Origin of the sequence: Mycobacterium sp. 1245801.1 (assembly GCF_001673055.1) — a bacterium.
Taxonomy (GTDB): domain Bacteria; phylum Actinomycetota; class Actinomycetes; order Mycobacteriales; family Mycobacteriaceae; genus Mycobacterium; species Mycobacterium europaeum_A.
The window spans coordinates 1-17,672 of record NZ_LZKY01000103.1; the positions used below are offsets into that span (position 1 = coordinate 1).

The 17,672-nt window shown below is 68.5% G+C and carries 15 protein-coding genes and 1 pseudogene; 9 read left to right on the forward strand and 7 right to left on the reverse strand.

The window, feature by feature from the left end; genetic code table 11:
* The 4 genes from A5622_RS06280 to A5622_RS06295 form a co-directional block, all read right to left on the reverse strand.
* On the reverse strand, nt 1-299 hold a 299-nt coding region (locus tag A5622_RS06280; protein ID WP_156752865.1), incomplete at its 3' end, for a DUF222 domain-containing protein.
* Between the two features lie 129 nt (nt 300-428).
* Complete coding sequence (locus tag A5622_RS06285) at nt 429-1,700, reverse strand: alpha/beta hydrolase (RefSeq protein WP_066877348.1); 1,272 nt, start codon at nt 1,698-1,700, stop codon at nt 429-431.
* Nucleotides 1,700-3,331: an acyl-CoA ligase FadD12 gene (fadD12, locus tag A5622_RS06290; protein WP_066864525.1), complete on the reverse strand. Its 1,632-nt coding sequence runs from the start codon at nt 3,329-3,331 to the stop codon at nt 1,700-1,702. Before fadD12 ends, A5622_RS06285 begins: the two co-directional genes overlap by 1 nt.
* Before the next feature lie 3 nt (nt 3,332-3,334).
* Entirely contained in the window at nt 3,335-4,075 is a 741-nt protein-coding gene (locus A5622_RS06295; protein WP_231997706.1) for a lysophospholipid acyltransferase family protein, read from the reverse strand.
* Between the two features lie 248 nt (nt 4,076-4,323).
* Here A5622_RS06295 and A5622_RS06300 point away from each other — a divergent pair, with 248 nt between their 5' ends.
* From A5622_RS06300 to secG, 7 genes are all read left to right on the forward strand, one after another.
* Nucleotides 4,324-4,797 (forward strand): hypothetical protein, encoded by a 474-nt coding sequence (locus tag A5622_RS06300; RefSeq protein WP_231997704.1) that lies wholly within the window; start codon nt 4,324-4,326, stop codon nt 4,795-4,797.
* A gap of 148 nt (nt 4,798-4,945) precedes the next feature.
* Nucleotides 4,946-6,700 carry a DUF3556 domain-containing protein gene (locus A5622_RS06305; RefSeq protein WP_066877350.1) on the forward strand — a complete coding sequence of 585 codons (1,755 nt, stop codon included), beginning with the start codon at nt 4,946-4,948 and terminating at the stop codon, nt 6,698-6,700.
* Nucleotides 6,693-8,117 carry an NAD(P)/FAD-dependent oxidoreductase gene (locus tag A5622_RS06310; RefSeq protein WP_066877352.1) on the forward strand — a complete coding sequence of 475 codons (1,425 nt, stop codon included), beginning with the start codon at nt 6,693-6,695 and terminating at the stop codon, nt 8,115-8,117. Before A5622_RS06305 ends, A5622_RS06310 begins: the two co-directional genes overlap by 8 nt.
* A gap of 124 nt (nt 8,118-8,241) precedes the next feature.
* The gene (gene gap, locus A5622_RS06315; protein ID WP_066864516.1) at nt 8,242-9,261 is read left to right on the forward strand and encodes a type I glyceraldehyde-3-phosphate dehydrogenase; all 1,020 of its coding nucleotides are present in this window, start codon (nt 8,242-8,244) and stop codon (nt 9,259-9,261) included.
* Between the two features lie 3 nt (nt 9,262-9,264).
* A complete protein-coding gene (gene pgk, locus A5622_RS06320; RefSeq protein ID WP_066877354.1) occupies nt 9,265-10,494 on the forward strand; it encodes a phosphoglycerate kinase in 1,230 nt (409 codons plus the stop codon).
* 15 nt (nt 10,495-10,509) lie between these two features.
* Nucleotides 10,510-11,295, forward strand: a complete 786-nt coding sequence (gene tpiA / locus A5622_RS06325; RefSeq protein ID WP_066877356.1) for a triose-phosphate isomerase — start codon at nt 10,510-10,512, stop codon at nt 11,293-11,295.
* A gap of 30 nt (nt 11,296-11,325) precedes the next feature.
* On the forward strand, nt 11,326-11,559 hold the full coding sequence (secG, locus tag A5622_RS06330) for a preprotein translocase subunit SecG (protein WP_066864507.1): 234 nt from the start codon (nt 11,326-11,328) through the stop codon (nt 11,557-11,559).
* 21 nt (nt 11,560-11,580) lie between these two features.
* Here the strand turns inward: secG and A5622_RS06335 are convergent, their stop codons facing one another.
* Entirely contained in the window at nt 11,581-12,498 is a 918-nt protein-coding gene (locus A5622_RS06335; protein WP_066877362.1) for an LLM class F420-dependent oxidoreductase, read from the reverse strand.
* A gap of 138 nt (nt 12,499-12,636) precedes the next feature.
* On the opposite strand from A5622_RS06335, the gene ppc reads away from it, so the two are divergent.
* Nucleotides 12,637-15,444 (forward strand): phosphoenolpyruvate carboxylase, encoded by a 2,808-nt coding sequence (gene ppc / locus A5622_RS06340; protein ID WP_066877358.1) that lies wholly within the window; start codon nt 12,637-12,639, stop codon nt 15,442-15,444.
* Nucleotides 15,445-15,518: 74 nt separating this feature from the next.
* On the forward strand, nt 15,519-16,310 hold the full coding sequence (locus A5622_RS06345; protein WP_066877360.1) for a DUF4239 domain-containing protein: 792 nt from the start codon (nt 15,519-15,521) through the stop codon (nt 16,308-16,310).
* A 25-nt stretch (nt 16,311-16,335) separates the two neighbouring features.
* On the opposite strand, the gene A5622_RS06350 is transcribed toward A5622_RS06345, so the two are convergent.
* Both A5622_RS06350 and A5622_RS06355 read right to left on the reverse strand, forming a co-directional pair.
* A complete protein-coding gene (locus tag A5622_RS06350) occupies nt 16,336-17,265 on the reverse strand; it encodes a histone deacetylase family protein (protein ID WP_066864500.1) in 930 nt (309 codons plus the stop codon).
* 19 nt (nt 17,266-17,284) lie between these two features.
* Nucleotides 17,285-17,611 (reverse strand): annotated as a pseudogene (locus tag A5622_RS06355) (ATPase); the annotation flags it as partial.
* Between the last annotated feature and the right edge of the window lie 61 nt (nt 17,612-17,672).

Genomic DNA, 17,672 nt, shown 5'->3' on the forward strand with positions numbered 1-17,672 from the left:
CGCGGGCCCAGATCGCGTGCCTCGTTGAGGCGGCGGGCGGCTTCGGCGCGGCTGATCAGGGTCGCCTCGGCGATGGCCTGGACTGCTGTGCCGCCGAGTTCCGGGGAGGGTGCCTGGCGGGCCAGGGAATTGATCACGGGGTGCTCGACGGCCGGGATGCGCCGGCGCTGCTTCTCGCAGCGCGCCAACACCGCCAACTGCTGGCGCGGCTTCAGCGCGTCGACGTTCAGCGCGCAGACCTGATCCCAGGCGGCATCGAGCGCGTCGAACGCCGCCTCGACATCCTGCTCATCACTCACACCGCCAAACTAACGATGCCCACCGACAAAAAACCCCGCGTTGTGACGCCTGAAACCGCAGTGAACCAAGGGATTTCGTATGCGCTTTCGGTATCCGGAATATCGCCCGCGGGCGGCGGCAGACCGCTCTCAGTCGCGCTCGGGCGGATTCGTCGCGTACACCCACGACAGGAATCGCGCAACGGCCTCCGCGGACCGATGCGCCCGCGGCGAGCTGAAGATGTCGAAAGCGTGCTGGGCGTGCGGCAATTCGGCGTAGGCGACCGGGTTCTTGGATACCGCGCGCAGTTCCTCGACGAACTCCTCGGCCTCACCGACCGGGATGAGCGAATCGTCGTGGCCGTGCAACACGAAGAACGGCGGCGCGTCGGCGCGCAGCCGCCGGATCGGTGAGGCATCGACGTAGATGTCGCGGTGTGTGGTGAATTTCTTTTTGACGACGAACTTTTGGAGCAGGTCGACGAATTCGCGCCGGCCCTCGCCCTCGGTGGAGAACCAGTCGTAGCGCCCGTACACCGGCACCGCGGCCACCACCGAGGTGTCGGCGTCCTCGAACCCCGGCTGGAACTTCGGGTCGTTGGGCGTCAGGGCGGCCAGCGAACACAGGTGGCCGCCCGCGGATCCGCCGGTGATCGCCACGAAGTTGGGATCCCCGCCGTAACGGGAGATGTTCTCCTTGACCCACGCCAACGCCCGTTTGACGTCGACGATGTGGTCGGGCCAGGTGTGCCGCGGCGACACCCGGTAGCCGATCGACACGCACACCCAGCCGCGGGCGGCCAGGTGGCTCATCAGCGGATAGGCCTGGGGGCGGCGCATGCCGATCACCCAGGCGCCGCCGGGCACCTGCAGCAGCACCGGCGCCTTTCCGTCCCGCGGCAGGTCGTGGCGGCGCCAGATGTCAGCGAGGTTCGCGCGGCCGTGGGGACCGTAGGACACCACGTTGGTCTTCTCGACGTACCGGCGGCGGGCCACGGTGTTGCCCAGCGGCAGCATGCGCCGCCCGCTGCGCCGCGGTTCCGTCTGGGGCAGCTTGGCCAGCGCCTCTTCGTAGTCGTCGCCGAGTTCCTCGCGCAGCCCGGCCTCCAGCACCGGGCCCGGGGTGGTGACCCCCCGGTACTTGATCACCGCCAAGATGGCCCAGGACGCCGCCGTCAGCGCCAGCGCCGCCTTGCCGCGCCGCCCCGCGAAGTCGCCGCGCCGCCCCCGCCGCAGCGCATCGAGCAGCGAGGCGGAGAAGTACACGCCCGGCACCTCGGAGGCCGGCCAGCCGAACCAGAAAACCAGGACGGTGCTGTAGCCCTTGCGGGCCAGCGGGCGTAATCCGTTGGCGGCGTTGGCCAATTCGAGCGCGGCCCGCGCGAGTGGCCGGGGTTTCCGCAGGGTCCGGGCGAGCCGCATCAGCCGGTCACCCGCGCTTGCAAATCGGCGCGCAGGATCTTGCCGGTGCTGCCGCGGGGAAGTTCGTCCAGCACCGTGATCTCGCGCGGGATCTTGTAGTTGGCCAGGTTCTCCCGCACGTGCTGCTTGAGCGCCTCGGGCGCGGCGCCCGCGTCGAGCGCGGCGCCGGGCTCGAGCACCACGAAGGCCGCCAGCCGCTGCCCGTATTGTTCGTCGTCGACGCCGATCACCGCCGCCTCCGCCACGTCGGGATGTGCCGCCAGCGTCTTCTCCACCTCGATCGGGTACACGTTCTCGCCACCGGAGACGATCATTTCGTCGTCGCGGCCGACGACGAACAGGCGCCCCGCCTCGTCGAGGTATCCCACGTCGCCCGACGACATGAACCCGGCGTGAAAGTCCTTGGTACTCCCCGAGGTGTAGCCCTCGAACTGGGTGTTGTTGCGCACGTAGATGCTGCCGACCTCACCGGTGGGCAGTTCGTTGAATTCCGGGTCCAGGATCCGGATTTCAGTCCCGCCGGCGGGCCGGCCCGCGGTGTCGGGCGCGGCCCGCAGGTCCTCCGGGGTGGCGGTCGCGATCATGCCCGCCTCGGTGGCGTTGTAGTTGTTGTAGATCACGTCGCCGAACGCGTCCATGAACGCGATGACCACGTCCGGTCGCATCCGCGAACCCGACGCCGCGGCGAACCGCAGCGACCGCCCGCTGTAGCGGCGCCGCACCTCGGCGGGCAGCTCCATGATGCGGTCGAACATCACCGGCACCACGGCGAGCCCGGTCGCCTGATGGCGGTCGATGAGGTCCAGCGTGGCCTCGGGGTCGAACTTGCGCCGGGTGATCACCGTGCAGGCCATGGACGCGGCGAAGATCAACTGGGAGAAGCCCCAGGCGTGGAACATCGGCGCCACGATCACGATCTTCTCCTCGGCCCGCCATGGCGTGCGGTCCAAAATCGCCTTGAGCGTGCCGATTCCGGCGTTGCCACCGGTTTGGTTGGCGCCCTTGGGAGTTCCGGTGGTGCCGGAGGTAAGCAGGATCATCCTGCCCTTGCGGCCCGACCGCTGGGGCCGTTGCCCGGCGTACTCGGCGATCAGCTTCTCGACGGTGAGCTCGTGTTGCCCATCGGTCCAGGCCACGATGCGGCTGGCGTTCGGCCTGTCGGCCAGCGCGCGGTCCACGGTTGGGGTGAATTCCTCGTCGTAAACCACGGCGTCGACGCCCTCGCGGTTGACCACCTCGGCAAGCGCCGGCCCGGCGAACGACGTGTTGAGCAGCACGACGTCGGAGCCGATCCGGTTGGTGGCCACCACCGCCTCCACGAAGCCGCGGTGGTTGCGGCACATGATGCCCACGACTTTCGGCTGACCCGCGGGCAAGTGTTGCAGCGCGGCGCCGAACGCGTTGATCCGTTCGTCGAGCTCGCGCCAGGTCAGCGTGCCGAGTTCGTCGATCAGGCCGGGACGGTCCGGGCAGCGCTGCGCCGCGCTGGCGAAGCCCACCGTCATGCCCATGCCTTCGCGGCGCATGGCCGCCGCCATCTTGAAGTAGCGGTCGGGCCGCATCGGCGCGATCATGCCGGCGCGGCTCAGCGTGCTGACCAGGCCCAGGGTCTCGCTCAGTGGATTCGCCATGGTTCAGCCCAGGATCGGGAAGCGACGCTTGGCGGCGAGTTCGGTCAGGGCGTCCTGCATCACCGACCGCACATGCTCGTCGACCTCGTCCACATCCGGGTCGTCGCCGAACTGCTTGGCGATGTCGATGGGCGGGAGCACCTGCGTCACGATCTTGGTGGGCAGCGGCAAATTCGGCGGAATGACCGCACTCAGGCCGAAGGGGAAGCCGAACGACAACGGCAGAATCGCGCTGCGCAGCAAGCGTTTAATGCCCAGCCGCTCGGCCAGCCAGGTGCCGCGGGTCAAATAGAACTGCGTCTCCTGCCCGCCGATCGACACCGCCGGCACGATGGGCACGCCGGCTTCGATCGCCGTGCGGATGTAGCCCTTGCGGCCGTTGAAGTCGATGACGTTCTCCGACAGGGTGGGCCGGTAGGCGTCGTAGTCGCCGCCGGGGAACACGATCACCACCCCGCCGGAACGCAGCGCCGCTGCCGCGTTCTCCCGATTGGCCCTGATGTATCCGGTGCGCCGGAAGAATTCCGCGGTGGGTCCGGTCATCAGGATGTCGTGGCTCAGCGTGTAGACCGGCCGGTCGTAGCCGAGTTTGTCGTAGAAGTGGACGCTGAAGATCGGAACGTCCATCGGGAACATGCCGCCGGAGTGGTTGCCGACCACCAGGGCTCCACCGGGCGGGAACGCCTCCAGTCCGTGCACCTCGGACCGGAAATAGGTCTTGAGAACGGGGCGCATCACCGCCATCAGGCGCTGGGTCAAGCCGGGGTCGAATTTGCCGATATCCCCGCCGTCGGGGTTGCCGTTGTCGGTCACGTTCCCTCCTTGACGCTCGCACTGGGCCGCTTCGCCGAGTCGAGTCCCTCGATGGTAGCGACCGGGCCTCGGTTGCTGTCACGGTGTTTCGCCCATTGCGCAACCGGGCATATGGTGTGGGCCGGGTCGGGGCGCTATTGTTACGGCGCCCTAAGTAATCCTCGAGTAAAGGGGACCCGATGGACGTAGCCGGTCTGTCTCACGAGCGTGGCGCCCGCTCGAGTGCCACCCGCAGATCGGCCGGCACCCGGGACCGGCGCGGGCGCCGCGCCCACCCCGCCGCGGTCCGCGCGGAATCAGCCCGCCCGGGTCAGGAAACGTCACGGCCCGCACCGGCCGCCGGTGCGCTCGCCGCGCCGGGCACCGCGGACGAGCTGCAGGCCGATTACTTCGTCCGACTGCTCGCCGGCCGGCGCGGCCTCATCGATCAGCGCATCGACGAGTATCAGCGCAAAATCGGCACGGCGGAGGCGCGGGGCGACCTGGACGCCGTGGCGAACTACCGCCGTCTGGCGCGCATCGCCGAGCAGGATCGGCGGACCCTGGACGCGCTGATCGACAAACTGCGGCGCCGATTCGTCCGCCGGACGGCGGGTGCCGCCGCGCCGCAGGCACGCCCGGTGGCTCGCCGGTCCGCGTCGGGCCTGCGCTGAATCATCGCTTCCCGCAACAGTTCTCGCCGTAGGGCGGTCGATCGGGTGGTTGACGCGCAGCGCTGAGGCGCACAGTGCGGCGCACCCGCGTGGCGGTGCCGATACATTCAATGGGCCAGCTGGTTTCTAGACAGGAACGAGGCCGCCCATGGGATTCATGGCTCCAGAGTTTCCCGACGTCGACCCGCAGACGTGGCTCAGCCTGCCGCGTTCGACGAGGCGCCAGATCATGACCCGCCATTGGGTCGAACACGGCTTCGGTTCGCCGTACGCGGTCTATCTGTTCTACCTCTTCAAGATCGCCGGGTACGCCGCCGGCGCCGCCGCGGTGATCTCCCTGACGCCGGGGCTGGGCGGGCTGGGCCACCTCACCGACTGGTGGACGCAGCCGATCGTCTACCAGAAGCTGGTCATCTTCACGCTGCTGTTCGAGATCCTGGGCCTGGGCTGCGGCTCGGGGCCGCTGACCGCGCGGTTCTGGCCGCCGTTCGGCGGGTTCCTGTATTGGTTGCGGCCCAACACCATTCGGCTGCCGGCCTGGCCGGACAAGGTGCCGTTCACCCGCGGCGACAGCCGAACGGTGGCCGATGTGGCGCTGTATCTCGTCGTGCTGGGCTCCGGCGTCTGGGCGCTGCTCTCACCGGGGCGGGGCGGGCCGGCGGCGCCCGCGGGCGACGTCGGCCTGATCGATCCGTGGCTGGTGGTGCCAGCGATCGTCGCGCTCGCGCTGCTGGGGCTGCGGGACAAGACCGTCTTCCTGGCGGCGCGCGGCGAGCACTACGGGCTGACGCTGCTGGTGTTCTTCTTCGGGTTCACCGACCAGATCGCCGCCTTCAAGATCATCATGCTGGCGCTGTGGTGGGGCGCGGCGACATCCAAGCTCAACCACCACTTCCCGTACGTCGTGGCGGTCATGATGAGCAACAGCCCCTTGCTGCGCAGCCGGGCGTTCAACTGGTTCAAGCGACGGCTCTACCTCGACCCGGTCGACGACCTGCGGCCGTCGTGGATACCGAAGGTCATGGCCCATGTCGGCGGGACGACGGCCGAATTTCTGGTTCCGCTGGTCCTGGTGTTGTTCGCCGACGGTCACCGGTGGGCGTGGTTCCTGATCGGCTTCATGGTGCTGTTCCACCTCAACATCACCTCCACCATTCCGATGGGGGTGCCGTTGGAGTGGAACGTCTTCTTCATCTTTTCGCTGTTCTATTTGTTCGGCCATTACGCCGGTGTCACGGCCACCGGCCTGAGTTCACCGCTGCTGCTGATCATCCTGATCGTCGCGCTGGCGGTGGTGCCGATCGTGGGAAACATGTTCCCGCAACAGGTTTCGTTCCTGCCGGCGATGCGCTACTACGCGGGCAACTGGGCGACCAGCACCTGGTGCCTGCGCAAGGGCGCCGAGGACAAGATCGAGGCGAACATCACCAAGGCGTCGGCGCTGGCACCCAATCAGCTTAGCCGCCTTTATGATCCGCAGACCGCCGAGCTCATGATCGACAAGTTGATGGGGTGGCGGTCCATGCACACCCACGGCCGGGCGCTGGGCGGGCTGGTGTCCCGCGCCCTGCCCGACGGCGCCGACGAGGCCGACTACCTGCTGCGCGACGGCGAAATCATCGCCGGACCGCTGATCGGGTGGAACTTCGGCGAAGGCCACCTGCACAACGAGCAGCTGCTGGCCGCCGTGCAGCGCCGCTGCGACTTCGACGAGGGCGACGTGCGGGTGATCATCCTGGAAGCCCAGCCGATCCAGCGCCAGACGCAGGCCTACCGCATCGTCGACGCCAAGACCGGCCTCGTCGAAGAGGGCTACGTCGACGTCGCGGACATGCTGAGCCGGCAGCCCTGGCCCGAGCCCGGCGACGACTACCCCGTCCACGTCACGACGGTCCATGCGTAAGGCCGTCGTCGTCGGCGCCGGGCCCAACGGCCTGGCCGCGGCCATCCGACTCGCCCGCGACGGCGTCGACGTGCAGGTGCTCGAGGCGCGCGAGACCGTCGGCGGGGGAGCGCGCTCGGCCGAGCTGACGGTGCCCGGGGTGATCCACGACGTCTGCGCGGCGGCGCATCCGATGGCGGTGGGTTCACCGTTCTGGGACGAGATCGGCCTGAGTCGATATGGACTGACCTGGAAATGGCCGGAGATCGACTGCGCGCACCCGCTCGACGACGGCACCGCGGGGTCGCTGTATCGCTCGATGGACCGAACCGTGGCCGAAATGGGCGCCGACGGACGGCGGTGGCGGCTCGCGGTGGGCGATCTCGCCGCCGGCTTCGACGAGCTGTGCCAAGACCTGATGCGCCCGGTCCTGCATCTTCCGCAACACCCCATCCGGCTTGCTGCCTTCGGACCGCGCGCGGTGCTGCCGGCCACGGTGCTGGCTCGCTGGTTTCGCACCGAGCGCGTACGCGCGCTGTACGGCGGCCAGGCCGCGCACGCCTACACCCGGCTGGACCGGCCACTGACGGCCGCGATGGCGCTGATGTTCATGGCCAGCGGGCACCACTACGGCTGGCCGGTGGCTGAGGGCGGATCGGGGTCGATCATCGCGGCGCTGGCAGCCGTGCTGGCCGAGCACGGCGCCGCGATCACCACCGGCGTCACCGTGACCAGCCGCAAAGACATTCCCGACGCCGACATCGTCATGCTCGACCTGACCCCCGCCGCGGCACTGCAGATCTACGGCGACGCCATGCCCGCGCGGATCAAGCGATCGTATGAGCGGTACCGCCAGGGCTCGTCGGCATTCAAGGTCGACTACGCCGTCCAGGGCGACATCCCGTGGACCAGTCCCGACTGCGGTCGCGCCGGCACCGTGCATCTGGGCGGGACATTCGCCGAGATCGCGCACAGCGAACGCGAGCGGGCGCAAGGACGGATGTACCGGCGGCCGTTCATCATCCTCGGGCAGCAATACCTGGCCGACCCGTCGCGCTCGGCGGGCAATATCAACCCGATCTACGCCTACGCTCACGTGCCATTCGGCTACACCGGCGACGCCACCGAAATCATCACCGACCAGATCGAGCGGTTCGCCCCGGGATTCCGCGACCGCATCGTCGCGACCGTGAGCACCGGCACCGCCGACCTGGCGGCCTACAACCCCAACTACATCGGCGGCGACATCATCGGCGGCGCCAACGACGGGCTCCAGGTCATCCTGCGGCCGCGCGTCTCGGTCAACCCGTACGCGACCGGGGTGCCCGGCGTCTACCTGTGCTCGCAATCGACGCCGCCGGGAGCCGGCATCCACGGCCTGTGTGGGTACTACGCCGCCGGGGCGGCGCTGGGATGGCTGCGCAAGCGTGGCCGCTAACCGGACCGCGTGTGGCCGAGGTCACGGGTGATATACCAGCGCGGCAATGGTAGCCGCCCCTGATCTAGGCTGGCGACGAGCGCAAATCAGCGGACACCGGAAAGAAAGACGACAGGAGAGACAAGTGACGGTCCGAGTAGGTATCAACGGCTTCGGTCGCATCGGGCGGAACTTCTACCGGGCCTTGCTGGCTCAACAGGAGCAGGGCACCGCGGATATCGAGGTGGTCGCCGTCAACGACCTGACCGACAACGCCAGCCTGGCGCACCTGCTGAAATTCGACTCCATCCTGGGTCGGCTGCCGCACGACGTCAGCCTCGAGGGCGACGACACCATCGTCGTCGGCAACAAGAAGATCAAGGCGCTCGAGGTCAAGGAAGGCCCGGCGGCGCTGCCCTGGGGCGACCTGGGCGTCGACGTCGTCGTCGAGTCCACCGGCATCTTCACCAACGCCGCCAAGGCCAAGGGGCACCTGGACGCCGGCGCCAAGAAGGTGATCATCTCCGCGCCCGCCACCGACGAGGACATCACCATCGTGCTGGGCGTCAACGACGACAAGTACGACGGCAGCCAGAACATCATCTCCAACGCCTCGTGCACCACCAACTGCCTGGGGCCGCTGGCCAAGGTCCTCAACGACGAGTTCGGCATCGTCAAGGGCCTGATGACCACCATCCACGCCTACACCCAGGACCAGAACCTGCAGGACGGGCCGCACAAGGACCTGCGCCGGGCCCGCGCCGCCGCGCTGAACATCGTGCCGACCTCCACCGGCGCGGCCAAGGCCATCGGCCTAGTGCTGCCGGAACTGAAGGGCAAGCTGGACGGCTACGCGCTGCGGGTGCCGATCCCCACCGGCTCGGTCACCGACCTCACCGCCGAGCTGTCCAAGTCGGTCAGCGCCGAGGACATCAACGCCGCGTTCAAGGCCGCGGCCGAGGGCAAGCTCAAGGGCATCCTGAAGTACTACGACGCCCCGATCGTCTCCAGCGACATCGTCACCGACCCGCACAGCTCGATCTTCGACTCGGGTCTGACCAAGGTGATCGACAACCAGGCGAAGGTCGTCTCCTGGTACGACAACGAATGGGGTTACTCCAACCGCCTCGTCGACCTGGTCGCCCTGGTCGGCAAGTCGCTGTAAACCGTGGCCGTCCACACCCTGAAAGACCTTCTCGCCGAGGGGGTTTCCGGACGCGGCGTGCTGGTGCGCTCGGACCTGAACGTGCCGCTGGACGACGGGAATATCACCGACGCCGGCCGCATCACCGCCTCGGTGCCGACGCTGCAGGCGTTGGTCGAGGCGGGCGCTAAGGTGGTGATCACCGCGCACCTCGGCCGGCCCAAGGACGGAGCCGACCCGAAGCTGTCGCTGGCGCCCGTCGCCGCCGCGCTCGGTGAGCAACTCGGCCGGCACGTCCAACTGGCCGGCGACGTCGTGGGCACCGACGCGCTGGCCCGCGCCGAGGGCCTGACCGACGGCGACGTCCTGCTGCTGGAGAACATCCGCTTCGACGCCCGCGAAACCAGCAAAGACGACGGCGAACGCCTGGCGCTGGCCCGCCAGCTGGCCGAATTGGTCGGTCCGACAGGGGCTTTCGTCTCCGACGGCTTCGGCGTGGTGCACCGCAAGCAGGCCTCGGTGTACGACATCGCCACCCTGCTGCCGCACTACGCTGGCACGCTGGTGGCCGAGGAGATCGCCGTGCTGGAGCAGTTGACCAGCTCCACCAAACGCCCCTACGCGGTGGTGCTCGGCGGGTCGAAGGTGTCCGACAAGCTCGGCGTCATCGAATCGCTGGCCACCAAGGCCGACAGCATCGTCATCGGCGGCGGCATGTGCTTCACTTTCCTTGCCGCGCAAGGTTTCTCGGTCGGCAAGTCGCTGCTGGAGACCGAGATGGTGGACACCTGCCGCGGGCTGCTGGACACCTACGTCGACGTGTTGCGGCTGCCGGTGGACATCGTGGTGGGCGACAAGTTCGCCGCCGACGCGACATCGCAGACCGTCGCGGCCGACGCCATCCCGGACGACGTGATGGGCCTGGACATCGGCCCGGGCTCGGTCAAACGGTTCACCACGTTGCTGTCCAACGCCCAAACCGTGTTCTGGAACGGGCCGATGGGCGTCTTCGAATTCCCCGCCTTCGCCGCGGGCACCAAGGGCGTCGCCGAGGCGATCGCCGCGGCCACCGGCAAGGGCGCGTTCAGCGTGGTGGGCGGCGGGGACTCCGCGGCCGCGGTGCGCGCACTGGGCATCCCAGAGGGCGACTTCTCGCACATCTCGACCGGTGGGGGAGCGTCGCTGGAATACCTTGAGGGCAAGACGCTTCCGGGTATCGAGGTGTTGAGTCGACCCCAGCCCGACCACAACTAGAAAGGCCCCAGAGTCGTGAGCCGCAAACCGCTGATCGCCGGCAACTGGAAGATGAACCTCAACCACTTCGAGGCCATCGCGCTGGTGCAAAAGATCGCGTTCGCGTTGCCGGACAAGTACTACGACAAGGTCGACGTCACGGTGCTACCGCCGTTCACGGATCTGCGCAGCGTGCAGACCCTGGTCGACGGGGACAAGCTGCGGTTGACCTACGGCGCCCAGGACCTGTCCGAACACGACTCGGGTGCCTACACCGGCGACATCAGCGGCGCCTTCCTGGCCAAGCTGGGCTGCACGTTCGTCGTCGTCGGGCACTCCGAGCGGCGGACCTACCACCACGAGGACGACGCGGTGGTGGCCGCCAAGGCCGCCGCGGCGCTCAAGCACGAGCTGACCCCGATCGTGTGCGTGGGCGAGCACCTCGACATCCGTGAGGCCGGCGAGCATGTCAGCCATTGCGAGAAGCAGGTGCGTGAGTCGCTGGCCGGGTTGTCGGCCGAGCAGATCGCCAAGGTCGTCATCGCCTACGAGCCGGTGTGGGCGATCGGCACCGGACGGGTGGCCAGCGCCGCCGACGCTCAGGAGGTCTGCAAGGCGATCCGCGAACAGTTGGCGTCCCTCGCCTCGCCGGAGGTCGCCGACTCGGTGCGGGTGCTCTACGGCGGATCGGTGAACGCCAAGAACATCGGCGAGCTGATCGCCGGCGACGACATCGACGGCGGACTGGTCGGCGGCGCCTCCCTGGACGGCGAGCAGTTCGCCACGCTGGCGGCGATCGCCGCCGGCGGGCCTCTTCCTTGAGCACGGCTTCGCCCAGGTAGGCTGGCCGTCATGCAGTTGGCTTTGCAGATCACCCTGGTCGTCACCAGCATCCTGGTGGTGCTGCTGGTGCTGCTGCACCGCGCCAAGGGTGGCGGCCTGTCCACGCTGTTCGGTGGCGGCGTGCAGTCCAGCCTGTCCGGCTCCACGGTGGTGGAGAAGAACCTGGACCGGCTGACGTATTTCATCACCGCCATCTGGCTGGTGTGCATCATCGGCATGGCGCTGATGATCAAATATCGCTGACGGCGCGCGTGTCCCGCGCGGTCACAGCGCGGCGGTGAGCCTCCACAGCGCTTCGCGGTCGACCGCGTCGGAGCGGTCCAGCGGGCTGAGCACGATGTCGGTGGCTCCGGCGTCACGGTAACGGCGCAACTGGCGGGTTACGGACTCCTCGGGCCCGATCGCGGCGAGGTCGACGACACTGGCGAGGCCTTCCCGGGCGATCACGTTGCGATACGACGGGATGGCCTCATAAAAACTCAGCTGCTGGGCGGCGGCGCCGCGAGCGCCGTCGACGTCGTCGGACAACAGCACGGGCACCGCGGCGATGACGCGCGGTGCCGGGCGGCCCGCCCCGGCCGCCGCCTTGGTGATCTCGGGCACGATGAATTCTTCGATGGTGCGGGGCCCGGCCAGATACGGCAGTGTGCCGTCGGCCAGTTCGCCCGTGACCCGCAGCGCCTTGGGGCCCATCGCCGCCACATACACCGGGATCGGTGTGCCGCCGGGCACCCGCACCGGCCAGGTGGGGCTGGCGTGCAGTTCGCTGCCGTGAAAGTCGACGCCGCCGCTGTTGAACACCGACGCCAGGATCGTCAGGTGCTCGCGCAGCCGGGTGATGGTGTTGGGAAAGTCGGTGCCGAAGGCCGGGCGTTCCACCTGGCGGGCACCCAGTCCCAGCCCCAGGCTGAAGTTGCCGTGCGCGGCGGCCTGCGCCGTTTGCGCCAACGAGGCGACGATCAGCGGGTGACGGGGATTGATCGGCACCACCGAGGTGCCCACGCCCAGCCCGGGCACGGCGGCTCCGACGAGCGCGGCGAGCGCGATCGCGTCGTAGTTCTGCTGTTGGGGCAGCCACACCTGCGCGACACCGAGCTCGTGGGCTCGTTGGGCTTGGGCGATCACGTCATCGACGAGGTTGGGGGCATCGGGACGGGCCATGAGGATGATTCCGGTGGACATGTCCGCAACCAACACGGTTGATCGGCCGGTCATTCCTGTTAAATCACGCTGATCTGACCCGCTGGGCGCCATGGTGATTCACGGCCGCGGACGGTCCCCGACGGGCGGCCGCGGACAACCGCGTCGATACTGGGACTCATGGTTGAGGCATCCGAGGGCACGCTGGAACCGATCGGCGCCGTGCAGCGCACCCTGGTGGGTCGCGAGGCGACCGAGCCGATGCGGGCCGACATCAGGCTGCTGGGCGCCATTCTGGGTGACACGGTGCGCGAGCAGAACGGTCACGAGGTGTTCGAGCTCGTCGAGCGGGCCCGGGTCGAATCGTTTCGGGTGCGGCGCTCCGAGATCGACCGCGCGGAGCTGGCGCGGATGTTCGATGGCATCGACATCCACCAGGCGATCCCGGTCATTCGGGCGTTCAGCCACTTCGCGTTGCTGGCCAACGTCGCCGAAGACATCCACCGCGAGCGCCGCCGGGCGATTCACGTCGCCGCCGGCGAGGCGCCGCAGGACAGCAGCCTGGCCGCTACCTACGCCAAACTCGACTCCGCGCAACTGAATTCGGCCACCGTCGCCGGTGCGCTGAAGGGTGCCGTGGTGGCGCCGGTGATCACCGCGCATCCCACCGAGACCCGCCGGCGCACCGTGTTCGTCACCCAGCACCGGATCACCGAACTGATGCGGCTGCGCGCCGAGGGACACGAAGAAACCGACGACGGCCGCAACATCGAACGCGAGTTGCGCCGCCAGGTCCTCACGCTGTGGCAGACCGCGCTGATCCGGTTGTCCCGGCTGCAGATCACCGACGAGATCGAGGTGGGGCTGCGCTACTACGCCGCCGCGTTCTTCAAGGTGATCCCGCAGGTCAACGCCGAGGTGCGCGACGCGCTGCGGAAGCGCTGGCCCGACGCGGACCTGCTCGATCAGCCGATCCTGCAGCCCGGTTCGTGGATCGGCGGGGACCGCGACGGCAACCCGAACGTGACGGGCGACGTGGTGCGCCAGGCCACCGGCAACGCCGCGTTCACCGCGCTGGCGCACTACCTGGCCGAACTGACCGCGCTGGAACAGGAGCTGTCGATGTCGGCGCGCCTGGTCGCGGTCAGCCCCGAGCTGACCGAACTGGCCGAGGGCTGCGGTGAGAAGGCCCGCGCCGACGAGCCGTATCGGCGCGCGGTGCGGGTGATCCGCGCCCGGCTCACCGCGACCGGCGCCGAGATCCTGGACCGCCGACCCCAGCACGAGCTGGACCTCGGGTTGCCGCCGTATGCCGCCCCGGGCGAGCTGCGGGCCGACCTGGACACCGTCGATGCGTCGCTGCGCGCGCACGGCAGCGCGCTGCTGGCCGACGACCGCCTGGCGCTGCTGCGAGAAGGCGTGCGGGTCTTCGGGTTTCACCTGTGTGGCCTGGACATGCGGCAAAACTCCGACGTGCACGAGGAGGTGGTCGCCGAGCTGCTGGCGTGGTCCGGGGTGCACCCCGATTACGGTTCGCTGCCCGAAGACGACCGGGTCGAGCTGCTGGCCGCCGAGCTGGCCACCCGCCGGCCGCTGGTCGGTGACCGCGCGGAGTTGTCCGAACTGGCCCGCAAAGAGCTGGGCGTGGTGCGCGCGGCGGCGCACGCCATCAAGCGCTACGGACCGTCCGCCGTGCCCAATTACGTGATCTCCATGTGTCGTTCGGTCTCCGACGTCCTCGAGGCCGCGATCCTGCTCAAAGAGGCCGGCCTCATCGACGCGTCCGGGGATGCGCCGTACTGCCCGGTCGGCATCTCACCGCTGTTCGAGACCATCGACGACCTGCACAACGGCGCCACCATCCTGCACGCCATGCTCGAACTCCCGATCTACCGCGCCCTGGTGGCCGCCCGCGACGACAGCCAGGAGGTGATGCTGGGGTATTCCGATTCCAACAAGGACGGCGGCTACCTGGCGTCCAGCTGGGCGGTGTACCGGGCCGAGCTGGCCCTGGTGGAGGTGGCCCGCAAAACCGGAATCCGGTTGCGGCTCTTCCATGGTCGCGGCGGCACCGTCGGCCGCGGCGGCGGGCCGAGCTATGAGGCAATCCTGGCGCAGCCGCCGGGCGCGGTGAACGGTTCGCTGCGACTCACCGAGCAGGGTGAGGTGATCGCCGCCAAGTACGCCGAACCGCAAGCGGCCCAACGTAACCTGGAGAGCCTGCTGGCCGCTACGCTGGAATCCACGCTGCTGGATGTGGAGGGCCTGGGCGACGCCGCCGAACCGGCGTACGCGGTGCTCGACGAGGTGGCCGTGCTGGCCCAGCGTGCCTACGCCGAATTGGTGCACGAGACACCGGGTTTCGTCGACTACTTCATGGCCTCCACGCCGGTCAGCGAGATCGGTTCGCTGAACATCGGCAGCCGCCCCACCTCACGCAAACCCACCGAGTCCATCTCGGACCTGCGCGCCATCCCCTGGGTGCTGGCGTGGAGCCAGTCGCGGGTCATGCTGCCCGGCTGGTATGGCACCGGGTCGGCGTTCGAACAGTGGATCGCGGCCGGCCCGGAAAGCGAAAGCGAGCGGGTGGACACCCTGCACGAGTTGTACCAGCGCTGGCCGTTTTTCCGCAGCGTGCTGTCCAACCTGGCCCAGGTGCTGGCCAAAAGCGACCTCGGGCTGGCGGCGCGCTACGCCGAATTGGTGGACGACGAGGAATTGCGGCGCCGGGTGTTCGACAAGATCGTCGACGAGCACCGGCGAACCATCGCCATGCACAAGCTCATCACCGGCCAGGACAACCTGCTCGCCGACAACCCGGCGCTGGCGCGTTCGGTGTTCAACCGCTTCCCCTACCTCGAGCCCCTCAATCACCTGCAGGTGGAGTTGCTGCGCCGCTACCGCTCCGGCGACGACGACGAATTGGTGCAGCGCGGCATTTTGCTGACCATGAACGGGCTCGCCAGCGCGCTGCGAAACAGCGGCTGATAACCCGCGATTCGTCTCCCCGGGCCGGCCCCCCGCGAATACCCTGATTGACGCGACGTCGACCGAGGAGACCAGTGAGCGGATCCGGACTACCCCTGTGGCTCTTTCTGGCCTCGGTCGTGGCGGTGGCGATCGCCATTGCGGTGGCTTCCATCTGGCTGGGCAATCGCATACTGCCGAGCCGGCGAAACGGCAAGGAACACAATCCGGCGATCGCCTCGTTCCTCACCGTCGTCGGCTTCATCTACGGCGCCCTGCTGGGGTTCACCGTGGTGGCCACCTGGGAACACTTTTCGTCCACTCAGGTCGTCGTCTCCGCTGAGGCGTCGGCCCTGACGACGATGTACCGGCAAACCGTCGCCATGCCCGAACCGGAGCGAACCGAGATCCAGGAGCTGTTGCGCAAATACGCGGGCGCGGTGGCCGGCCCGGAGTGGAACAAGCAGCGCAACGACGGCGCGCGCGCCGCGATCACCCGGATGTATCGCACGGTCGGCCGCCAGCAACCCAACGTCGCGGCGAAGCCGATCAATCAGCAATTCCTCAACCAGTTGAGCGAATTGGCCTCCGACCGCAACGAACGCATCGTCGGCACCAAGCCACGGATCCCGCCCCTGATGTGGGCGGGGTTGATCTTCGGCGCGGTTGTGCTGGTTGCATTTACGGGTTTCCTGCGGCTGGGCAGCACCGTCGGTCACGTCGTGGTGTCCAGCACGGTCGCGGTGCTGCTGGGTCTGCTGCTGTGCGTCGTGTTCCAGCTCGACCACTCCTATGCCACCGACCAGCGGATCACGTCGGGGCCATTCCAGCACGCGCTGGACATCTTCGATTCGGTCGACAACGACAGCCGCTACTTCCCGCGCTGAGCATCGACGCTGAAGGCGAGTCGGTTCAGCCCTTCAGCAGCTCGCCGACGTGCGCGATGACCGAATCGGTGAGGCCCTGCAGGTCATAACCGCCCTCGAGCACCGCCACCAGGCGCCCGTCGCACAGCCTTTCGGCCGAGGCCATCAATTCCCGGGTGACCCAGGCGAAGTCGTCGGCCGTCATGGTCAGCGAGCCGAGCGGATCGCGTTCGTGGGCGTCGAAACCGGCGGACACGATGATCAGCTCGGGCGAAAAGCCTTGCAGCGCAGGTAGTATCCGATCCTCGAAGGCCGCGCGCAGCTCGGTCCCGCCGTCACCGGGTGCAAGGGGCGCGTTGAAGATGTTGCCCACCCCGGTTTCTCGCACCGCACCGGTGCCGGGGAACAGCGGCATCTGATGTGTGGACGCGTAGAGCACGCTGGGGTCGGAGTAGAAGATCTGCTGGGTGCCGTTGCCGTGGTGGACGTCGAAATCGACGATGGCGACGCGCGTCAGCCCGTGTTTGCGCTGCGCGTGCCGCGCGCCGATGCTGATGTTGTTGAACAGGCAGAAACCCATGGCGCGCTCGGTCTCGGCGTGGTGGCCCGGCGGCCGGCACGCGACGAACGCGTTCTGCGCGTCACCGGCCAGCACCGCGTCCACGGCCTGCAGCGTGGCGCCGACCCCGCGCAGCGCCGTCTCCCAGGTCGAGGGCTCCATCATGGTGTCGCCGCCGTCAAGGTAGACGTAACCGTCTTCGGGCCGCGCGGCTTCCAACGCGTCCACGTAGCGATTGGAGTGCACATAGCGCGTCGCCGCGAGGTCGGCCGGCTCGGCCTCCGCACGCATCAGCGTGTCGAATTGTGGCCGGCTCAGCGCCGCCGCCACCGCGCGGTAGCGGTCCGGTCGCTCCGGATGGCCGGGCGCGGTCCGATGGTCCGCGAACGCGGAATGGTGCAGCAGCAACGTGGCCATCGAAGGTCCCGCCGGGCGCCTACTGCACGGTCCGGTTGCGCAGCCGGTCCACCAGACCTCGCACCGCGTGCTCGGTGATCGCCAGGGGAGACATCATGGTCTCGCCGACCCGCACCATGTCGTCGACCCGCGCCACGATGGCCTCCACCGGCTCGACCAGCACGATCAGCCGCTTGGCCAGATCGTCCAGGCTGGTCATCGTGCCGTCCAGGTGATCCAGGCCGGCTTCCAGGCGTTCCACCGTGGCGTTGAGGGCCGACAAGACCGTGGAGCAGGTCGAAGACGTCCTCGACGGGTTGAGCATCACCATGAAGGAGCTGAGCAGTTCCCTGTCGGCCCTCAACGCCACGGTGGAACGCCTGGAAGCCGGCCTGGATCACCTGGACGGCACGATGACCAGCCTGGAC